We start from the raw sequence: 18,213 nt of genomic DNA on the forward strand, positions 1-18,213 counted from the left end.
CGTGCGACGATGATCATCCCGTCCCCCCTGGACGTGCTCCGGGCGCTGCCGCGGATCGGCCTGCACTTGGCCGCGCCCGCCATGGTCATGGGCGCGGTGTGCGGCAGCCTCGTGGACCTGCTGCTGGGACATTCGGGCTATCCCTTGGCCATCGCGGGCGTAGTCGCGGGACCGGTGGCCTTCGCGCTGGCCATCAACGCGCTGCACCGCGCGGAGGACGCGCACCGGGACGACATGGCGGACATGGCGGAACGCTATCGCCAGACGCAGACGAAGGAACGCATGGCCGCCGCACGGCGGCGCGGCGAGTTGATCGAACTGAACGAACGCCGCCCGGCGCGGCGTGGGAAAGATGGGGAATGACACGATGTTGAGCATCCGCAACCTGCACGTGAAGCTGGAAGACGAGGACAAGCAGATCCTCAAGGGCGTCGATCTCGACGTCGACGCGGGCAAGGTCCATGCCATCATGGGTCCGAACGGATCCGGCAAGTCGACCCTGTCCTACGTCCTGTCCGGCCGCGACGGGTACGAGGTGACGGACGGCACCGCGACTCTGGAAGGCGCCGACCTGCTGGACATGGAGCCGGAGGAGCGCGCAGCGGCCGGTCTGTTCCTGGCCTTCCAGTACCCGGTGGAGATTCCAGGCGTCGGCAACATGACCTTCCTGCGCACCGCGGTGAACGCGCAGCGCAAGGCCCGCGGCCAGGACGAGCTGTCGGCGGGCGACTTCCTGAAGGTCGTGCGCGCCAAGGCGAAGGATCTGAAGATCGACGCCGACATGCTCAAGCGCCCCGTCAACGTCGGCTTCTCGGGTGGCGAGAAGAAGCGCAACGAGATCCTGCAGATGGCCATGCTGGAACCGCGTTTGTGCATCCTGGACGAGACCGACAGCGGCTTGGACGTCGATGCGATGAAGCTGGTAGCTGCGGGCGTCAACGCCCTGCGCGACGAGGGGCGTGGCTTCCTGGTCATCACCCACTACCAGCGGCTGCTGGATCACATCCGTCCCGACGTCGTCCATGTCATGGCCGATGGTCGCATTGCGAAGACCGGCGGCCCCGAACTGGCGCTGGAGGTCGAAACGAACGGCTACGGCGACATCCTGGCGGAGGTGGCGTGATGGCCGCACCCGCCATGAAGGTCGCCGACGACCGGCTGGCGACCCTGCCCGATCCGCAGGGGCAGGGCTGGCTGGTCGATGCGCGCCGCGACGCGCTGGACCGGCTGCGGGCCGTGGGCCTTCCGGGGCGGCGCGACGAGTATTGGCGCTATACCGATCCGAGGCCGTTCACCGCGCCCGAACCCCGGGTCGACGGGCGGCCCGACGACGACGTGGATCTCGACCTCGGCGACGCTTTCCTGATCGAGGTCGGGCCCCATGGCATCGCCTGGGATACCGGCGCCGTCCCCGAGGGATTGGAGATCGACACCCTGTCCCGCGCGGGCGAGATCGACATCCACTGGGCGCGCGACCTCTATGGGACGCTCGAGGCCGCAGGGTCCCGGCCCGTCTCGCGCCCCTTGGGCATGCTGACCACCGCCGCGGCCACCGACGGCGTACTCCTGCGCGCATTCGGCGTCGTGGACCGTCGGGTCCACGTGACGTACGCACCGCAGGCCGATGCCGTGCTGCACCATGTCGTGCGTGTGGAAGCCGACGCGGCGGTCACGATCGTCGAGACCGGCAATCCCGGCGCGCGGCACGACACCGCCTGGGAATGCGACGTCGCGGATGCGGGGGCGCTGCATCACGTCCGCATCCAGGGGCGGACGCCCGGATGCCACGCCAACACGCATGTGTTCGCCCGGTTGGGCGCGGGATCCATCCTGCGTTCGTTCACCCTTTCGGCGGGCGGCGACCTGACGCGGAACGAGGCGACGATCGACGTCACCGGCGACGACGCCTCCGCCACGATCGGCGGGGCGGCCTTCGGCGAAGGCGCGTTCCATCACGACGACACGGTCTTCGTGACCCACGGCGCCTTGAACGGCGAATCCCGTCAGGTCTTCAAGAAGGTTCTGCGTTCGGGTGCGACGGGCGTCTTCCAGGGCAAGATCCTGGTAAAGGAAGGGGCGCAGAAGACGGACGGCTATCAGATCAGCCAGTCGCTCCTGCTGGACGACGACGCGGTGTTCCTGGCGAAGCCGGAACTCGAGATCTACGCCGACGACGTCGCCTGCTCGCACGGATCCACCACCGGCGCCATCGACGAGACCGCGCTCTTCTACCTTCGCTCCCGCGGGGTCCCGCACGACCAGGCGGTGACCCTGCTGGTCCTGTCCTTCCTGGCGGAGGCCGTGGACGAGATCGAGGACGAAGCCCTGCGCGCCGCCGTGACCGACCTGATGGCGGAGTGGTTGCGCGGCTGATGGCCGTCACCACCGACATCCCGCGGGCCTGGATCCGGCCTGCCCGTGTCATGCGCGAACGCCTGGCCGGTGGCGCGGACGAGAAGGTGGCCTTCGTCTACGTGGCTGCGGCCAGCGTGCTGGGATTCGTGGCGCAGTTGCCCGCTCTGGTGCGGCGCGCCCGCGAACCCGATCCCACCCTCGATGCCGCGATCGCGGCGGAGGCCGGTTCGGGTCGCATCCTCACCGTCCCGTCGGAGCTGGCCGATGCCAAGTTCGAAGCGCTCGTCTCCAGCGCGCTGGCCGGTTGGATCTTCTTCGTGCCGCTGCTGCTGTACGTGGTGGCGCAACTGACCCATTGGATCGCCCGTCTGTTCGGCGGGCGGGGCACGGCGGCCCGCGCGCGGCACGCGCTGTTCTGGTCGTTCCTTTGCACGATGCCATTGATGCTGCTCGCCGGCCTGACGACCGGCTTCGTCGGTCCCGGCATCCAATCCACGATCGTGGGCGTGGCGACCCTGTCGCTGTTCGCCTGGATCTGGTCTCAATCCCTCTACGTCGCGGAGACGCCCGATGCTTGACGTCGACCACATCCGATCGCAGTTCCCGATCCTGTCGCGGCAGGTGAACGGCAAGCCGCTGTGCTACCTCGACAACGGCGCCAGCGCGCAGAAGCCGCGGGTCGTGCTGGATACGATCCAGCGCGCCTACGCTGAAGACTACGCCAACGTGCATCGCGGGCTGCACACGCTCTCGACGATATCGACGGAGAATTACGAAGCCGTCCGCGGCATCGTGGCCCGCTTCCTGAACGCGCCCTCCGAACGCGACATCGTGTTCACCACCGGCACGACGGAAGCGTTCAACCTGCTGTCCTACGGGTGGGCTGCCCAGCACCTCCGGGCGGGGGACGAGATCGTGCTGTCCGTCATGGAACACCACGCCAACATCGTGCCATGGCACTTCCTGCGCGAACGCCAGGGGGTGAAGCTCGTCTGGGTGGACACCGCGCCCGACGGCTCGCTCGACCCCCAGGCCGTTCTGGACGCCGTGACGGACCGGACGAAGCTCATCACGATCACGCACATGTCGAACGTGCTGGGCACCGTCGTGGACGTGAAGGCGATCTGCCGGGGGGCGGCCGCGCACGGCATCCCGGTCGCCGTGGACGGCAGCCAGGCCGCCGTCCACATGCCCGTCGACGTGGCGGATCTGGGGTGCCGGTTCTACGCGATCACGGGCCACAAGCTCTATGGCCCCTCGGGCTCGGGTGCTGCGTACATCCACCCCGACCTGATGGCCGAGATGCGCCCCTTCATGGGCGGCGGCGACATGATCCGCGAGGTCGGCAAAGACGGGATCACCTACAACGACCCGCCGATGAAGTTCGAGGCGGGCACCCCCGGCATCGTCCAGACCATCGGCCTGGGTGCCGCGCTGGAGTGGATGATGGACGTCGGCATGGACGACATCGCCTCCCACGAGGCGGGGTTGCGCGACTACGCCTTGGATCGGCTCGGCGGGCTGAACTGGCTCACGATCCAGGGTCACGCACCCGAACGGGGGGCCATCGTCTCGTTCACGCTGAACGGCGCGGCCCATCCCCACGACGTGTCCACCGTGCTCGACAAGAAGGGCGTCGCGGTCCGGGCCGGCCACCATTGCTGTCAGCCCCTGATGCGGCACATGGGCGTATCGGCCACCAGCCGCGCCAGCTTCGGCGTCTACAACACGACGGCGGAGGTCGACACGCTCGTCGACGCCCTCGAACTCTGCCACGACCTGTTCGACTGAGGATCCCATGACCCGGCAGCGGGCGGGGGCCCTGGGGTGGCCGGACGACCGCCGACCAGCGGTTGGTGATTGAGGCCGGAAATCGCCATGACCCCCTCTCGCGCACCCATACCGTTCGACCCCGCCGCCGGCCGGCGCGTCGTGGACGCCGTCGCGCCGCCGCCCGCGTGGCGTGACCTGATCGAAGGTACGGCCGGATGCTCTCCTTTCCTCGCCGCCGCGATGACGAAGGAGCGCGACTGGCTCGACGCGCTTTGGGGGACCGATCCCGCCACGGCCTTGGACGACGTGATCGACGTCATGCGCCAGTCCACCGACGCCGCGCGTGCGTTGCGGACCGCCAAGCGCCGCGCCGCCCTTGTGGTGGGGCTGGCCGACCTGGGCGGCATCTGGTCCGGCGCCCGGGCGATGACCCAATGGACCCGCTTCGCCGATGCATGCGTCGCCGCTGCGCTCGACGCGGCGGGGTCCAGGCACCTCCGACGGGCAGACACGGAGCAGACGGAACGCAGACGTGTAGCAGACGACGGTCTGACCGTCTTCGCCATGGGCAAGATGGGCGCGGGGGAGCTGAACTATTCCTCCGACATCGACCTGATATGCCTTTACGATCAGGACCGATACGATCCCTCCGACTATGCCGACGCGCGGACCTCGTACGTCAAGACCGTCCGCGCCGCCTGCCGCCTCCTGTCCGACGTCACCGCCGACGGCTACGTCTTCCGCACCGACCTGCGCCTCCGTCCGGACCCGGCCTCCACCCCGGTCGTCCTGTCGATGGAGGCCGCGTTGCGATACTACGAAGCCGTCGGTCGGACGTGGGAGCGGGCGGCTTGGATCAAGGGCCGGCCCTGTGCGGGGGACTTGGCGGCAGGGGACCGGTTCCGGTCGGAACTGACCCCGTTCGTGTGGCGTCGGCATCTGGACTTCGCGGCGATCCAGGACGCGCACGACATGCGGTTGGCGATCAGGGAGGCCAAGCGCCTGCCCGAGGCATGGCGCCTGTCGGGCCATGACCTGAAGCTGGGGCAGGGCGGCATCCGAGAGATCGAGTTCTTCACCCAGACCCGACAACTGATCGCCGGCGGCCGCGACCCGTCCCTCCGCGTCCGCGGCACGGTCGACGGTCTGCACGCGCTCGAGGATGCGGGCTGGATCACCGCGGACGAGGCGGCCGAACTGACGGCGGCGTATGCCAGTCTCCGGGACGTGGAACATCGCCTGCAGATGGTCACCGACACCCAGACGCACCGCATGCCCACCGATGCGGACGGCCTGCGGCGCATCGCGAACTTCCTCGGCACCGATGACGTCGGCGCATTCGAAGCCGGTCTCACCCGCACGCTCCGCTCAGTCGAGCGCTTGACCGACCCGTTCTTCCGCCCCCGCGGCGAAAATTCACGATCCCCCAAAACGGACATCGAGCCCTGGCTGAATTCCTGGCGCGCCTATCCGGCGCTGCGTACCGAACGGGCCCGTGCGTCGCTACGCAGGATCGCGCCGGTGCTGGCGGACGGTTTCGCCACCGCTGCTGCCCCGGCGGAAGCCGTCGGCGCGTTCGATACCTTCCTCCGCGGCCTGCCTGCCGGGGCTCAGCTCTTCGCCTTGTTCGAAGCGAACCCGACCCTCGTGGATCTGGTGATCGACATCCTCGCCGCCGCGCCCGCATTGCGCGCGCACTTGGCGGAGAACGCGATCATACTGGATGCGGTGTTGGACGGATCGTTCTTCGCCCCCTTGGAGGATCCGCCACCGCCGCCCGAGGCGGACGGCTTCGAGGCGGGGCTTGATGCGTTGCGCCGTTGGCATCGGGAGCATCACTTCCGCATCGGGGTCCACCTCCTGCGCGGTCTGGCCTCGCCCGACGATGCCGCGGCCGCCTATGCCGGCTTGGCCTCCGCGACGGTGGAGGCCGCCCATCGCATCGCCGAGGCCGAGACGACCCGCCGCTACGGCACGGTTCCGGATCAGGAGATTGCGGTCCTCGCACTTGGATCGCTCGGTGCGGGTCACCTGTCCGCGACGTCCGATCTCGATCTGATCGTCTTGCATCATGGGGGCGATGGCGTGTCCGACGGTCCACGCACGTTGGCGCCCGCCCAATGGGCCGCGCGGTTCGCTCAGATCCTCGTGACGACGTTGTCCACCCCGACCGCCGAGGGTCGCCTGTACGACGTCGACATGCGCTTGCGACCGTCGGGGCGGCAGGGCCCCGTGGCGGTCACCCTCGAGGCGTTCCGAACCTATCATGCGAAGGACGCATGGGTCTGGGAACACCTCGCCCTGACCCGGGCCCGCTCGCTCGCTGGTCCCGCGGAACTGCAAATGGCCATCGAGGAGGTTCGCCGCGAGGTCGTGACGGCATCGAGATACGACCTGCCGACCGTCGTCTCCCAACTCGCCGAGATGCGGGGGCGTATCGCAGAAGCGGGGGGACGACCCGGCGACCTGCGCGACGTCGAACTCGCCGCGCAAGCGAACGCACTCGCTTCGAAGGATGTCCGCCGCAGTATACTCTCCCACCTGTCCGGAACCGGTTGGCTGCTGCCGGCCGAGCGGGGGGAACTTCGAATTGCAGCAGAACTCCACCAGACCCTGAGGACGTGCGTTCGGCTTCTCGGGACTGCCGATCACCGTTCCCTCCCCCAGGCAGGATGGTCCTTCGTCCTCCGCGTGATGGGATACGACTCCCCGGAAGCCCTCGACGCCGCCCTGGACGACGCGACCGGCCGCGCGGGGGTCGCAATCGATGCGGCGATCGCCCGCATCCGAGGCTAGGGCGCGATCACCATGCGCGATGCGTACGACCCGAAGGGCCTCATCTCGGAGGCCTATGAGATCGACGGCATCGGTCTGCCCGAATGCCGCTCGATCTTCCTGGATTGGGCCCTGTCGCACGACGGCGATCCGTCCGTCGCGCTGGCTAGGCTGATCGCGCGTCATGCCGACCCTGAGCCTGGCCATCCCATGTCGCAGGTCCTGCGCGAAGCCCTCGGGACGGCACCGACGGGACGTCGGGGCGGACGACGGGGTAGGGTAGGGGACGATCCCTCCTAGGGGATGGGTCGCAGCCCCGCCGCGAACCGTGCCGCGTTGCGTCGATAGCCGACAGCCGAGTCCAGCAGCTGTTCCCGCACTGCGACATCCATCTCGCGGACGCCCTTCGCCGGTGCGCCGAGTATCATCGTCCCCGGCGGAAACGTCTTCCCCTCCGTCACCAACGCCCCGGCGCCGACGAGGCATCCATCCCCAAGGACCGCGCCGTTCAGGACCGTGGCCCCCATGCCGATCAACACCCCGCGGCCCAACGTGCATCCGTGCAGGATGGCCCCATGGCCGATGGTGCAATCCGGCCCTATGGTGAGTGGGAACCCCATATCCGTATGCAGGATGCACCCCTCCTGCACGTTCGATCCCCGGCCCACCGTGATGCGTTCGTTGTCCCCCCGCAGGGTCGCGGTGAACCAGACCGACGACTGCGCCGCGAGGACGACGTCACCGATCACGTTGGCATCCGAAGCGACCCATGCCCCGTCTTCGACCGTCGGGCGAACACCGTCCAGTTCCCAGATCATGGCATCCTCTCCCGGAATTCGACATTGAGCGACCGTACATGGTCCGTCAACCAGGGCTGCCGGTCCCGGCGGAGGCGCTCGGCCGTCAGGATTGTCTGCAACCTGGCCTCGCAGGCGTCTGCATCGTCGTTCACGAGGACATAGTCGTATTCGGCCCAATGGCTGATCTCGGCCTCGGACTTCGCCATGCGACCCGCGATGACGTCGTCGGCATCCTGTCCCCTTGCGCGGAGTCGTCGCTCCAGCTCCGCGATGGACGGCGGCAGGATGAAGATGCTCACCACGTCCCCGCCCAGGCGACTGTTCCGGATCTGCTGCCCGCCCTGCCAATCGATGTCGAAGATCACGTCCCGACCCGCGTCCAATGCCTCCGCCACGGGAGCGAACGGGCTGCCGTAGTGATTGCCGAACACCTCCGCATGTTCCAGCATCTCGCCATCCAACACCATCTTTCCGAACTGCTCGCGCGTTCGGAAGTAGTAGTGGCGCCCCTCGACCTCCCCCGGGCGCGGGGGACGCGTCGTGGCCGAGATCGAGAAACGCAGCGTCTGGTCCCAGGCCATCAGACGCCGTGCCATCGTCGACTTCCCCGCCCCCGACGGGCTGGACAGGATGACCGCGAGGCCCCGTCGTATCACCGGTACGTATCCATGATTTGCGCCTCGGCGACCTACACGCCGGCCCCGTCCCCGACAAGGCGTCGGTGCGTTAACCACCTGGTAAGGAAGATGGCGATTTTCGGTCCCACCCGCCTTATTGTCTTCGTGGGTGTAGACGGGATGGCGGAATTGCGTCGATCCCAGGACGAGGAGCCGACGATGGGGATCGAAGACGGAATGAATTGGAACGATCGACTGCACGACATGACGGGCGAACGGATGGCGCGGACGTCGCCCGTGCTGGAGGAAGCGTGGCGCTATTGGACCGGCCTTCGCCGCGGCACCGCATTGCCGTTGCGCGAAGCGTTGGAGCCTCGGGCTATGTCCCTCATCCTGGGGCACTCGATGATCCTGGACCGCGCGCGTCCCGGCACCGTTCGCGTCCGGCTGTCCGGCCGCGTTCCGAATGCCTTGATGGGCATGGAGACGCGAGGCTTGCCGGTGCGTGCCTTCTTCGACCTGCTGCAGCGCAGCCAGGCCATCGAAGTGGTGGAACAGGTCTTCACCACCCCCGCCACGCTGGAACTGGACCTCCTGTCGGAGAACGCGGAGGGGACGCTCGCGGCGCGCCTACTGATCCTGCCCCTGCGCGACCGACGTGACGACGTCAGCAAGGCCTTGGCGGTTTTGGTCCCCGAACGCATCGTAACGGGCGAGCCACGGCGCTTCTCCATCCTGCGGCAGAACCTGGCCCCCGTGGCGGCACCGTCCCGGCAGGTGCCCGTTCCTGAACAGACCGCGGCCGGGACCGTCGTAGGCGACGCCTGGCTGGAGGAGGAGCTGCAGCGCATGCGACCGCACCACGTCGCGGCCGCGAAGGCCGCGACCGCCCCGACGGACGTACCTTGGTTGCGAGTGGTGAAATGACGGGACCAGTGACCGGCCCTGCATCCGCGGACGTCGCCGGCATATCGCGGCGCCCCCGGGTTCCCCTCGGGGGCGCCTGATCCGCTGCGCGTTAGGACGCGGCGCGCCGGACCTCCCGGAGGCCCTGAAGCTCCTCGGCCACCAGGAACGCCAGTTCGAGCGATTGGGATGCGTTCAAACGGGGATCGCACGCGGTGTGGTAGCGGTCCGACAGATCCTCGTCCGTGACGGCGCGCACGCCGCCCGTGCATTCCGTCACGTCCGCGCCCGTCATCTCGAAGTGCACGCCGCCCGGAGTGGTGCCCGCGCCGCGATGGACGCCGAAGAACTCCTGCACCTCCGCGAGGACGGATTGGAACGGCCGCGTCTTGTAACCCGAATCTGATTTGATCGTGTTGCCGTGCATCGGGTCGCAGACCCAGACGACGTTCGCGCCTTCGTCCTCGACGGTCCGGATGAGCCGGGGCAGGTGTTCCTCGACCTTGCCCGCCCCGAAACGGGCGATCAGCGTCAACCGACCCATCTCGTTCGCCGGGTTCAGGCGCTCGATCAACCGCTTCAGGTCGTCGGTGTTCATCGAAGGACCGCACTTCAGCCCGATGGGATTCAGGACGCCGCGGGCGAACTCGACATGCGCACCGTCCGGCTGCCGCGTGCGGTCGCCGATCCAGATCATGTGGCCGGACCCTGCCACCCAGTGCCCCGTCAGGCTGTCGCGGCGGCACAGCGCTTCCTCGTATTCCAGCAGAAGCGCCTCGTGGCTGGTATAGAAGTCCACCGTCGACAATTCGGCATTCGTTTCCGCCGTGAAGCCCGCGGCCGCCATGAAGTCCAGCGTGTCCTGGATCCGGTTCGCCATGTCACGGTACTGCGCCGCCCGCTCGCCCTCCGCGAAGCCCAGCGTCCAGGCATGGACCTGATGGACGTCCGCATAGCCCCCCTTCGAGAACGCGCGGAGGAGGTTCAGCGTGCCCGCCGCCTGGGTATAGGCTTGCAGCATCTTCGCCGGATCCGGGATCCGCGCGGCGGGGGTGAAGTCCAGATCGTTGATGATGTCCCCGCGATAGCTCGGAAGCTCGACGCCGTTCACGGTCTCGGTCGCCGCGGATCGGGGCTTGGCGAACTGGCCGGCCATGCGTCCCACCTTCACCACCGGCACCTTCGCGCCGAAGGTCAGGACCATCGCCATCTGAAGCATGACCTTGAACGTGTCCCGGATCGCGTCCGAGTTGAACGCCGCGAAGCTTTCCGCGCAATCGCCCCCCTGCAGCAGGAACGCCTCGCCCCGCCCGGCGGCGGCCAGATCGGTCTTAAGCTGACGCGCCTCGCCGGCGAAGACCAGCAGCGGGTACGTCGACAGCTTGCGTTCCACGTCCGCCAACGCCGCGGCATCGGGATAATCGGGCATCTGAACCCGCGGTTTCGCGCGCCAATCGGACTTCTGCCAGGTCATTCTGTTCCCTCCGAAATGTCCCCGGGCGGTTGCCTAGCGCACCGGTGGCGCCTTCGCCAGACGCGAACGCCGTCCCTTGCGGCCAACGGCCATCGCTGGTTCCAATGGCCGGCGATCGCGGGAGGGGCATGTTGGACACGGTACGAGACGGCAATCCGCGGCACTTCGTCTTCGTGCTGCTTCCCAATTTCTCCCTGCTCAGCCTGGCGGGCGCCCTGGATGCGCTGCGGCTGTCGAACCACATCGCCGGCCACCCCTTGTACAGCTGGACCCTGACGGCCGATGGCGGAGGGACCGCCACGGGCGCGGCGGGGGCGACCTTCGTGCTGGACGGCGACCTGCCGCAAACGCATCGGGACGACACCATCGTCCTCGTATCGGGCGTGGACGTGAAGAATGCGGCCAGCAAGCGCCTGATCGCATGGCTCCGCCGGGAGGCCCGCAACGCCGTTCCGATCGCGGGGCTGTGCACCGCCGCCCATGTGTTGGGGCAGGCGGGGCTGCTCGACGGGAAGCGCGCGACGATCCACTGGGAGAACTACAACGGCATCCTCGAAGCCTTCCCGGACATCGAGCTGACCCGGTCCGTCTACACGATCGACGGCAAGATCATGACCTCCGCCGGCGGGACGGCGGCCATCGACCTGATGCTCCACATCGTGGCGCAGCACCAAGGCGATGCCTTCGCCGGGATCGTCGCGGATCAGATGATCTATTCCTCGATCCGCACGGACCGCGACAGCCAGCGCCTTTCGATCCCCGCGCGCATCGGCGTCCGCCACCCCCGGCTGTCGGCCGTGATCGAGGCGATGGAGGAGACGATCGAGGAACCGGTCAGCCCGTCCCTGCTGGCCGCCGATGTCGGGATGTCGACCAGGCAACTGGAACGCCTGTTCCGCCGCTATCTGAACCGCAGCCCCAAGCGGTACTACATGGAGCTGCGATTGACCCGCGCACGCAACCTGCTGATGCAGACCGATATGTCGATCATCGACATAGCGCTGGCCTGCGGGTTCACGTCGCCATCGCACTTCTCGAAGTGCTATCGGGCGATGTACCAGACGACCCCGTACCGCGAACGCGGGGCCCAAGGGTCGACGAAGGCGTCCTGACGGCGCCTGCGCCGATGCCGCGTCAGCGGATCCGTTCGGCCGCCAACGCGATCGCCTGCTGGTACACGGTGGCCGCGTTCCATTCGTCGAGGACGCGGAAGTTGTGCGTCCCTTGCTGGAACGACTCCCCCGGGCGCCAGCCCTTCTGCCGCAGGTAGTTCGCAGTCGACGCCATCGCATCCGCCATGTCGTAGAAGTCGACGCGACCGTCGCCGTTGCCATCCGCGCCATAGCGCATGGCATTGCCCGGCAGGAACTGCGTATGCCCCAACTCGCCGTGGAAGGCACCCACCTGGTTCGCCGACAGCATCCCCCGGTCCACCATCTGCAGGGCGGCGATGGCGTGCGGCGTGAAGAAGCCGGACCGGCGGCAATCGTATGCCACGGTCGTGATCGAACTGACCACGGGGGTGGATCCCATGTTGCGTCCGAACCCGGTCTCCATTCCGTGGATCGCCAGAAGGATCCCGGCGGGCACGCCATAGCGGGCCTCCAGCGACTGAAAGAACCCGCGGTTGCGGTCCAACCGTTGCCGAGCCTGCGCGGCGAACCCGTCCAGCGACCCCAGCCGGATGCGGATGAAGTCGTCCAGGGCGTAGCGGACGCCCGTCTGGTTGCGGTCCGCGCTGATCGTGCGCGTTGAATAGCGTGCGTTCGCCAGCGCCTGCAATCCGCGCTGCCCCACGCCCGCGGCCGCGGCCTCGGCGGCGAAGTCGCGCTTCCAGCGTTCAAAGCCGGACGCGTCGTTGCCGCATTGGGCGGCCAGGGCGGGCAGGGCGGCAAGGCTAAGGGCGGCGCCCAGAATGAATGTTCGCATGTCTGTTCCTCCAACGGATCGGTCAGGACATTGCCGCGATCAGACGGGGGCGGTCAAACCGTATAGCAGGTCGAGGTCCAGGCAATCCGCGAGATGCTCGCCCAGTTCGTCGAGCGTCGTGTCCACGGAGGCGGCATGGGAGAACGCGGTCGGCGCGGCCCCCAATCCGGCGAGGAAGGCCTGACGAAACGCGTCCGACGCGAACAGACCGTGCAGATAGCACCCCATGATCCGTCCGGTTCCGCTCGCGGCGCCAGCGACGACGTCCTCCTGGATCAGCCAGCCGTGGGCGGTATCGGGGCCTTCCGTCCGGCCGAGATGTATCTCGTAGCCCTGAAGGTCGGTGCCGGTGCCGGGGTGTCGCGCGACCATGCGGCGCACCGACTTGTTCGCGGACATCCGCGTGTGAACGTCCAGCAGGCCCAATCCCGCGACCGTCTGCGGGGGCCCTTCCAACCCCTCGGGGTCCGAGATCGTCCGTCCCAGCATCTGATATCCCCCGCAAAGCCCCAGCACCGCGCCGCCGCGTCGGACATGCGCCGCCAGATCCACGTCCCAACCGTTGCGCCGGAACGCGGCCAAGTCGGCGATCGTGGCCTTCGATCCGGGTATCAGGACCAGGTCGCAGACGGGCAGGGGACTGTCGGGGGCGACCACGTCGACCGACACCGCAGGATCGGCGGACAGCGGGTCCAGGTCGTCGAAATTGGCGATCCGATCCAGCCGGGGCACCGCGATCCGGAAGGCGCCGACCCGGTGGGTCGATCGTATGTCGAGGATATCCTCCGCCGGAAGGGTCGCGGCCCGTTGGAACCAGGGTACGGTCCCGAGGGCGTGCCAGCCGGTCCGATCGGCGATGGCATGCTCGCCCTCCGCGAATAGGCTGACGTCCCCGCGGAACTTGTTGACGAGGAACGCCGCGATGCGTGAACGGTCCCCCTCGGGCAGGACGGCATGGGTCCCGACCAATTGCGCGATGACCCCGCCACGATCGATGTCGCCTGCGAGGATAACAGGTAAGGCCGCGGCTTCCGCGAATCCCATGTTCGCGATGTCGCCCGCCCGAAGGTTGATCTCCGCCGGCGAGCCCGCGCCCTCCACCACGATCAGGTCGGCGTCCTCTCGCAGGCGTCGGAAGCTTTCCAGGCACGCCGCCAGAAGCCGCGGCTTCATCGCGGCATAGTCCCGGGCCCGCACGGTCGCCCAGCGCGTCCCCTGCACCACGACCTGGGACCCGGTCTCCCCCTCCGGCTTCAGGAGGACGGGGTTCATGTCCGTCCGGGCGTCCACCCGGCAGGCCTGCGCCTGCAAGGCCTGCGCGCGCCCGATCTCGCCGCCATCGGCCGTCACGGCGGCGTTGTTCGACATGTTCTGCGGCTTGAACGGCCGCACCCGGAGCCCCGCATTCGCGAAATGCCGACAGAGACCCGCGACGAGGACGGACTTGCCGACGTTCGATCCCGTCCCCTGGATCATGATCGCGCGAGTCACGGCGTCGTCCTGCTGCCGATACGACGGGGACGGTTTCGCGCCAACCTCACGCGCGCTCGGAATACTCCATCGTCTCGGTGTTCACGACGATGGCCTCGCCTTCGCCGACGAAGGGCGGCACCATGACGCGGACGCCGTTGTCCAGCATCGCGGGCTTGAAGCTGTTCGCGGCGGTCTGGCCCTTCACCACCGGTTCCGTCTCGGTGATGATACAGGTCACCTTTTGCGGCAGCGACGCGTTCAGCGCTTCCGCATCGTGGTACTCGATCTGGACCATCATTCCGTCCTGCAGGAAGGGACGCCGTTCGCCCAGGATCTCCGCGTCGAGCTCGACCTGCTCGAACGTGTCGGTATCCATGAAGACCAGCTTGCCGTCCGTCTCGTAGAGGAACTGCTGGTCCTTCTGTTCCAGGCGGACCCGCTCCACCTTGTCGGCCGAACGAAACCGTTCGTTCAGCTTGCTTCCGTTGCGCAGGTTCCGCAGCTCGACCTGTGCGAAGGCACCGCCCTTCCCGGGCTTGACATGATCGACCTTGACCGCGGACCACAGGCCCCCCTGATGCTCCAATACGTTCCCCGGTCGTATCTCGTTTCCGTTGATCCTGGGCATCGGGCGCTCCCCATATTTGCGTGCGACGCCCGCGTTATCCCCCCAGGCAGCAACGGACAAGGTGTTCCCGCGGCCCCTTGAACGACACTCCCGCGCCATTAACTCGCCATGAACCATCCACCCACGCCCGTATTGTTGCACCGAATGCAAGTGGGGTATTCGAGAAACGCATGACAGACACTTGGTTGTCATGTTAGGGACACGCAACGATCCAGGCCATAACATCATGGAGTGCGGCATGAGCGACCTCGTCGACGCTACGGCATACAATTTCGAACAGGGCCAGCGGGCCAGGAAGCTGTTTGCCGCCGTCGTTCTCGCCGCTCTGGACGATGCGATTGCGGACGACAAGAAGTTCAACAACGGGCCGGAACAGATCGCCCGGTGGGCACGCTCCCGCGATGGGCGCGAGGTTTTGTCCTGTGCCGGCATCGACCCGACTGAGCGTGTCGTCAACGGGCTGATGGAGTTCGTCGGTCGTGGCGTGCGGACCTCCGTCGCGCTGTCGCGCGAGGAGAGCGAACGTCGCCAGGCGGCGGAGCTGGCGGAGGCGATGAAGGCCGCCTGACGCGGGTATAGGGAACGACACGCGTTACGGCCGCCTCCGGGGCGGCCGTCTTCGTTTCCAGCGAACGGACGATCCCGACCCCCCTCAGTCCAGGCTGTCCTGCGCGAGATTGGCGCGCACCTCCCGTCGGACGAGCTTTCGGATGTTGTTTAGGACACGGGGTCCGAAGGACCCGGTCAGCTCGGCCCGCACGGCCTCCGCCACCATGCGTCGAAGCGCGTCCTCGTCCAGCGCGGCGGGGACGGACGATGGCACCACATCCTGTTGCGAAGGCGCGACGTCCGTTTCTCCGGGAATGTCGGTCCCCTCCGGTCCGTCTTGGGTTTCAGGCTCCGACAGGGGTTTGTCGAGGACGAGTGGGCTTTCGGCGGGTTCCCCCTCGGGGGCGTTCCGATACGACGTGAAGGCGGGCGTCGGTGCCTCGCCCTCGTCGCTGCCTTCCTCGTCGTCGACCGCATCGATCGTCTGGAACGGATCCTCCGGTTCCACGACCCGACGGTCGGCATCGAGGATCAGCCGCTCCGGGGCATCCGGACCGTTCCGGCTGCCATGGTCGGCGACCAGACGACGGATCGACTTCAGGACATCGTCGGGATCGCGGGTACGAGCCATGGCACCTCCGCCGCCGGTGGTTGGTCAGTCGCGACCGAACCGTTGCAGGACGCGGTCGAGCCGAGACCCCTGGACCGATTGCGTCGGCCGCGTCGTCGGGGCGGTGCGCACGGCGTTGTAGTACCGCGACGGGTCGTAGCGTTCGACGCGCAGGCCCAGGTGGTCGGTCGTCAGCAGCCCGATGGCGGCCATCACCCGGTACACGGCCAGTTCGGCCTCCGTCTGCGCTTCCAGTCTTGCCGTGCGGGCATCCAGCAACTCCTGCTCCGCATCCAGGACGTCGAGGGTCGTGCGCGCGCCGAGCAGCGCCTCCTCGCGGAACCCTTCGAACGCGAGCTGCGCCGACCTCACCTGCTCGTTCGAGGCGATGACCTGCGCGCGCGCGATCTGCAGGAAGGCCCAGGCCTGCCCGACGTTGTCGGTCACGGCGCGGGCCTGCTGCAGCAAGCCCGCCTGCCGGGCCTGGAGGCCTGCGATCGCATTGCGCGTCCGGGCGGAGATCGCGCCCCCGTCGTAGATCGGACCGCGCACGTCCAGGCCGATGCCCGCGTTCTCCACCCCGCGGGAGGCCACGCCGGCATTGCCCTGGAACGACAGGGTCGGCCGCCGCGCGGCGTCCGCGATCTGCACGAGGAGCCGCGAGGCGGTGATGTCGTGCTGCGACGACTTGATCGTCGGGTTGATCTGCACCGCCAACGCTTGGGCCCGTTCGACCGTCGGCGGCAGCTCGGGCGTGGGGATCATGCCCTGAAGGTTCGCCCCCGGTAGGTGACCCGTCGCCAGGCGATAACGCTCGCGTTGGATATCCACCTGTCCCCGTGCCGCCGCCAGGGCCGACCGCGCGGCCGCCCGGCGCGCCTCCGCGATAGACACGTCGGTGCGCGTCACCTCGCCCACCTCGAACCGGTCACGGGCCGCGGCCAGCTGCGTGTCGAGCAGGCGGAGGTTGCTTTCGCGGACATCCACGATCCGGGCGGCCAGGACCAGGTTCAGATAGGCGTCGACCGCGAGCAGCAGGACCTCCTGCTCGAACTGCACCAGGTTCCACCGCGCGGCCAAGACCGCTTCCTTCGCCGCGCCGATCCGGAACGCCCGCTGCCCGCCGTCGAGGATCGTATAGTCGAGGACCACCCCCAACGTCGCATTCGACGAGTTGCCCCGGACGTCGTCGTAGTCGATCCCCGCCGTGCCCCGATAGCTCAGCGTGGGGCGCAGGGCCGCGACCGCGACGGCGACATCGTCGTCGAGCCCGCGCAAGAGGGCGCGCTGCTGCTCGAGGATGTTGCTGGAATCATAGGCCAGGATCAGGGCGTCCGTGAGGCTCTGGGCCCAGGCGGGCATCGGCTGCGCCATCGCCATCGCGGTTCCCACCACGGCTGCCGCCAATCTATGCCCGATCCATCCCGCCATGCGCGCGTCCCCCCGGATGCTGTCGTCTCAGAGTGCGAATTGCCGTTCCACCGCGAAGCCGGGCAGCACCGGGCCATCCGCGTTGAAGGCATAGCGCCAGCCGATCCGCCCCTCCGACTTGATGCCGATCCGCGCTTCCCCCACGGCGTCGCCCTGGACGATCGCGACGATGCGGCCGCCTTCCGCCAGCTGGTCCAAGAGGACGTCGGGAAAGCGCATGACCGCGCCCTCGATCAGAATGACGTCGAACGGCGCCGCATCGGGCTTGCCGTCCGTCAGGGGCGCGCACAGCACGACGGCGTTGTCGACGCCCAGGCCCGTCAGCGCGGCCTCGGCCTCCCCGACCATCGCGTCGTCGCATTCGATCGACACGACCGATCGCGCCATGTGCGCCAGAAGGGCAGTCGAATAGCCCAGGTTGCCCCCGATCACGAGGACGTCGTCCTCCCGCTCGACGTCCAGCAGGTCGAGCAGCTTGGCCAGCGTCCGCGGCTCCAGCATCTCGCGCCCGTCGCCCAGGGGCAGCGGCGTCTCGCTATAGGCGACGTCCCTTTGCGCGGACGGGACGAAGGCCTCGCGGGGGACGTCCAGCATCGCGGCGATGATCGGGAACTTGGTCACGTCCGACGGACGGACCTGCGTGTCGACCATCACCTGCCGAAGTCGTGCCATGTCCGCCATGCCGGTTCCGAACCCATCGGTTTAGTTGCGTCGCATCCGCAGATTGCACGATGCCCGGAGGTGCGCAACGTCGATCGCCCCGCTTGCGAAGGTCCGCCGATCCGCGTAGAGCCGATGCCACACCCAAGGCCGGCGAGTTGGCGGAGTGGTGACGCAGCGGATTGCAAATCCGTGTACACCGGTTCGATTCCGGTACTCGCCTCCAAGTCTCC

Annotated in this window: 19 protein-coding genes and 1 tRNA gene; 11 read left to right on the top strand and 9 right to left on the bottom strand. The window is 68.0% G+C overall.

The window, feature by feature from the left end; all coding sequences use genetic code 11:
* Positions 1 to 9: 9 nt before the first annotated feature.
* From P0084_RS00690 to P0084_RS00720, 7 genes are all read left to right on the top strand, one after another.
* Positions 10 to 363 (top strand): hypothetical protein, encoded by a 354-nt coding sequence (locus P0084_RS00690; RefSeq protein WP_308914874.1) that lies wholly within the window; start codon positions 10 to 12, stop codon positions 361 to 363.
* Between the two features lie 4 nt (positions 364 to 367).
* Positions 368 to 1,123 (top strand): Fe-S cluster assembly ATPase SufC, encoded by a 756-nt coding sequence (gene sufC / locus P0084_RS00695; RefSeq protein ID WP_308914875.1) that lies wholly within the window; start codon positions 368 to 370, stop codon positions 1,121 to 1,123.
* Positions 1,123 to 2,373: a SufB/SufD family protein gene (locus P0084_RS00700; RefSeq protein WP_308914876.1), complete on the top strand. Its 1,251-nt coding sequence runs from the start codon at positions 1,123 to 1,125 to the stop codon at positions 2,371 to 2,373. Before sufC ends, P0084_RS00700 begins: the two co-directional genes overlap by 1 nt.
* Positions 2,373 to 2,933 (top strand): YIP1 family protein, encoded by a 561-nt coding sequence (locus P0084_RS00705; RefSeq protein WP_308914877.1) that lies wholly within the window; start codon positions 2,373 to 2,375, stop codon positions 2,931 to 2,933. The genes P0084_RS00700 and P0084_RS00705 overlap by 1 nt, the downstream gene beginning before the upstream one ends.
* Positions 2,926 to 4,146 carry a cysteine desulfurase gene (locus tag P0084_RS00710; RefSeq protein WP_308914878.1) on the top strand — a complete coding sequence of 407 codons (1,221 nt, stop codon included), beginning with the start codon at positions 2,926 to 2,928 and terminating at the stop codon, positions 4,144 to 4,146. Before P0084_RS00705 ends, P0084_RS00710 begins: the two co-directional genes overlap by 8 nt.
* Positions 4,147 to 4,233: 87 nt before the next feature.
* Positions 4,234 to 6,924: a [protein-PII] uridylyltransferase family protein gene (locus P0084_RS00715; protein WP_308914879.1), complete on the top strand. Its 2,691-nt coding sequence runs from the start codon at positions 4,234 to 4,236 to the stop codon at positions 6,922 to 6,924.
* Between the two features lie 12 nt (positions 6,925 to 6,936).
* On the top strand, positions 6,937 to 7,203 hold the full coding sequence (locus P0084_RS00720) for a hypothetical protein (protein ID WP_308914880.1): 267 nt from the start codon (positions 6,937 to 6,939) through the stop codon (positions 7,201 to 7,203).
* On the opposite strand, the gene P0084_RS00725 is transcribed toward P0084_RS00720, so the two are convergent.
* Both P0084_RS00725 and gmk read right to left on the bottom strand, forming a co-directional pair.
* On the bottom strand, positions 7,200 to 7,721 hold the full coding sequence (locus P0084_RS00725; RefSeq protein WP_308914881.1) for a gamma carbonic anhydrase family protein: 522 nt from the start codon (positions 7,719 to 7,721) through the stop codon (positions 7,200 to 7,202). The genes P0084_RS00720 and P0084_RS00725 overlap by 4 nt on opposite strands.
* Positions 7,718 to 8,359, bottom strand: coding sequence for a guanylate kinase (gene gmk / locus P0084_RS00730; protein ID WP_308914882.1), 642 nt, complete (start codon positions 8,357 to 8,359; stop codon positions 7,718 to 7,720). The genes P0084_RS00725 and gmk overlap by 4 nt, the downstream gene beginning before the upstream one ends.
* 180 nt (positions 8,360 to 8,539) lie before the next feature.
* On the opposite strand from gmk, the gene P0084_RS00735 reads away from it, so the two are divergent.
* Positions 8,540 to 9,247, top strand: a complete 708-nt coding sequence (locus P0084_RS00735) for a PAS domain-containing protein (RefSeq protein ID WP_308914883.1) — start codon at positions 8,540 to 8,542, stop codon at positions 9,245 to 9,247.
* 91 nt (positions 9,248 to 9,338) lie between these two features.
* Here the strand turns inward: P0084_RS00735 and P0084_RS00740 are convergent, their stop codons facing one another.
* Positions 9,339 to 10,700: a class II 3-deoxy-7-phosphoheptulonate synthase gene (locus tag P0084_RS00740; protein ID WP_308914884.1), complete on the bottom strand. Its 1,362-nt coding sequence runs from the start codon at positions 10,698 to 10,700 to the stop codon at positions 9,339 to 9,341.
* Between the two features lie 128 nt (positions 10,701 to 10,828).
* Here P0084_RS00740 and P0084_RS00745 point away from each other — a divergent pair, with 128 nt between their 5' ends.
* Positions 10,829 to 11,812 (top strand): GlxA family transcriptional regulator, encoded by a 984-nt coding sequence (locus P0084_RS00745; RefSeq protein ID WP_308914885.1) that lies wholly within the window; start codon positions 10,829 to 10,831, stop codon positions 11,810 to 11,812.
* Between the two features lie 22 nt (positions 11,813 to 11,834).
* On the opposite strand, the gene P0084_RS00750 is transcribed toward P0084_RS00745, so the two are convergent.
* Genes P0084_RS00750 through efp form a run of 3 tightly spaced genes read right to left on the bottom strand, consistent with a single transcriptional unit; the run spans position 11,835 to position 14,730 of the window.
* On the bottom strand, positions 11,835 to 12,629 hold the full coding sequence (locus tag P0084_RS00750) for a lytic murein transglycosylase (protein WP_308914886.1): 795 nt from the start codon (positions 12,627 to 12,629) through the stop codon (positions 11,835 to 11,837).
* 39 nt (positions 12,630 to 12,668) lie between these two features.
* Entirely contained in the window at positions 12,669 to 14,120 is a 1,452-nt protein-coding gene (locus P0084_RS00755) for a cobyric acid synthase (protein ID WP_308914887.1), read from the bottom strand.
* 46 nt (positions 14,121 to 14,166) lie between these two features.
* Positions 14,167 to 14,730 (bottom strand): elongation factor P, encoded by a 564-nt coding sequence (efp, locus tag P0084_RS00760; RefSeq protein ID WP_308914888.1) that lies wholly within the window; start codon positions 14,728 to 14,730, stop codon positions 14,167 to 14,169.
* A gap of 238 nt (positions 14,731 to 14,968) precedes the next feature.
* Here efp and P0084_RS00765 point away from each other — a divergent pair, with 238 nt between their 5' ends.
* On the top strand, positions 14,969 to 15,298 hold the full coding sequence (locus P0084_RS00765; protein ID WP_308914889.1) for a DUF6280 family protein: 330 nt from the start codon (positions 14,969 to 14,971) through the stop codon (positions 15,296 to 15,298).
* Positions 15,299 to 15,382: 84 nt separating this feature from the next.
* Here P0084_RS00765 and P0084_RS00770 read toward each other — a convergent pair whose 3' ends face one another.
* From P0084_RS00770 to P0084_RS00780, 3 genes are read right to left on the bottom strand one after another with little or no spacing between them, the layout of a single operon-like run.
* Positions 15,383 to 15,910: a hypothetical protein gene (locus tag P0084_RS00770; RefSeq protein WP_308914890.1), complete on the bottom strand. Its 528-nt coding sequence runs from the start codon at positions 15,908 to 15,910 to the stop codon at positions 15,383 to 15,385.
* 24 nt (positions 15,911 to 15,934) lie between these two features.
* Positions 15,935 to 17,320 (bottom strand): TolC family outer membrane protein, encoded by a 1,386-nt coding sequence (locus P0084_RS00775; protein ID WP_308914891.1) that lies wholly within the window; start codon positions 17,318 to 17,320, stop codon positions 15,935 to 15,937.
* Positions 17,321 to 17,347: 27 nt separating this feature from the next.
* On the bottom strand, positions 17,348 to 18,001 hold the full coding sequence (locus P0084_RS00780) for a protein-L-isoaspartate O-methyltransferase family protein (protein WP_308914892.1): 654 nt from the start codon (positions 17,999 to 18,001) through the stop codon (positions 17,348 to 17,350).
* Between the two features lie 131 nt (positions 18,002 to 18,132).
* Here P0084_RS00780 and P0084_RS00785 point away from each other — a divergent pair.
* Positions 18,133 to 18,206 (top strand) — tRNA-Cys (locus tag P0084_RS00785).
* The last annotated feature ends 7 nt before the right edge of the window (positions 18,207 to 18,213 follow it).

Source organism: Jannaschia maritima (genome assembly GCF_030973515.1).
Lineage (GTDB): Bacteria > Pseudomonadota > Alphaproteobacteria > Rhodobacterales > Rhodobacteraceae > Jannaschia > Jannaschia maritima.

Coding starts and splice junctions, on each gene's coding strand:
- P0084_RS00740 (WP_308914884.1), bottom strand. CDS start 10,700: ATGACCTGGCAGAAGTCCGATTGGCGCGCGAAACCGCGGGTTCAGATG.
- P0084_RS00765 (WP_308914889.1), top strand. CDS start 14,969: ATGAGCGACCTCGTCGACGCTACGGCATACAATTTCGAACAGGGCCAG.
- P0084_RS00715 (WP_308914879.1), top strand. CDS start 4,234: ATGACCCCCTCTCGCGCACCCATACCGTTCGACCCCGCCGCCGGCCGG.
- P0084_RS00770 (WP_308914890.1), bottom strand. CDS start 15,910: ATGGCTCGTACCCGCGATCCCGACGATGTCCTGAAGTCGATCCGTCGT.
- P0084_RS00745 (WP_308914885.1), top strand. CDS start 10,829: ATGTTGGACACGGTACGAGACGGCAATCCGCGGCACTTCGTCTTCGTG.
- efp (WP_308914888.1), bottom strand. CDS start 14,730: ATGCCCAGGATCAACGGAAACGAGATACGACCGGGGAACGTATTGGAG.
- P0084_RS00780 (WP_308914892.1), bottom strand. CDS start 18,001: ATGGCGGACATGGCACGACTTCGGCAGGTGATGGTCGACACGCAGGTC.
- sufC (WP_308914875.1), top strand. CDS start 368: ATGTTGAGCATCCGCAACCTGCACGTGAAGCTGGAAGACGAGGACAAG.
- P0084_RS00750 (WP_308914886.1), bottom strand. CDS start 12,629: ATGCGAACATTCATTCTGGGCGCCGCCCTTAGCCTTGCCGCCCTGCCC.
- P0084_RS00700 (WP_308914876.1), top strand. CDS start 1,123: ATGGCCGCACCCGCCATGAAGGTCGCCGACGACCGGCTGGCGACCCTG.
- P0084_RS00705 (WP_308914877.1), top strand. CDS start 2,373: ATGGCCGTCACCACCGACATCCCGCGGGCCTGGATCCGGCCTGCCCGT.
- P0084_RS00710 (WP_308914878.1), top strand. CDS start 2,926: ATGCTTGACGTCGACCACATCCGATCGCAGTTCCCGATCCTGTCGCGG.
- P0084_RS00720 (WP_308914880.1), top strand. CDS start 6,937: ATGCGCGATGCGTACGACCCGAAGGGCCTCATCTCGGAGGCCTATGAG.
- P0084_RS00690 (WP_308914874.1), top strand. CDS start 10: ATGATCATCCCGTCCCCCCTGGACGTGCTCCGGGCGCTGCCGCGGATC.
- P0084_RS00725 (WP_308914881.1), bottom strand. CDS start 7,721: ATGATCTGGGAACTGGACGGTGTTCGCCCGACGGTCGAAGACGGGGCA.
- P0084_RS00735 (WP_308914883.1), top strand. CDS start 8,540: ATGGGGATCGAAGACGGAATGAATTGGAACGATCGACTGCACGACATG.
- P0084_RS00775 (WP_308914891.1), bottom strand. CDS start 17,320: ATGGCGGGATGGATCGGGCATAGATTGGCGGCAGCCGTGGTGGGAACC.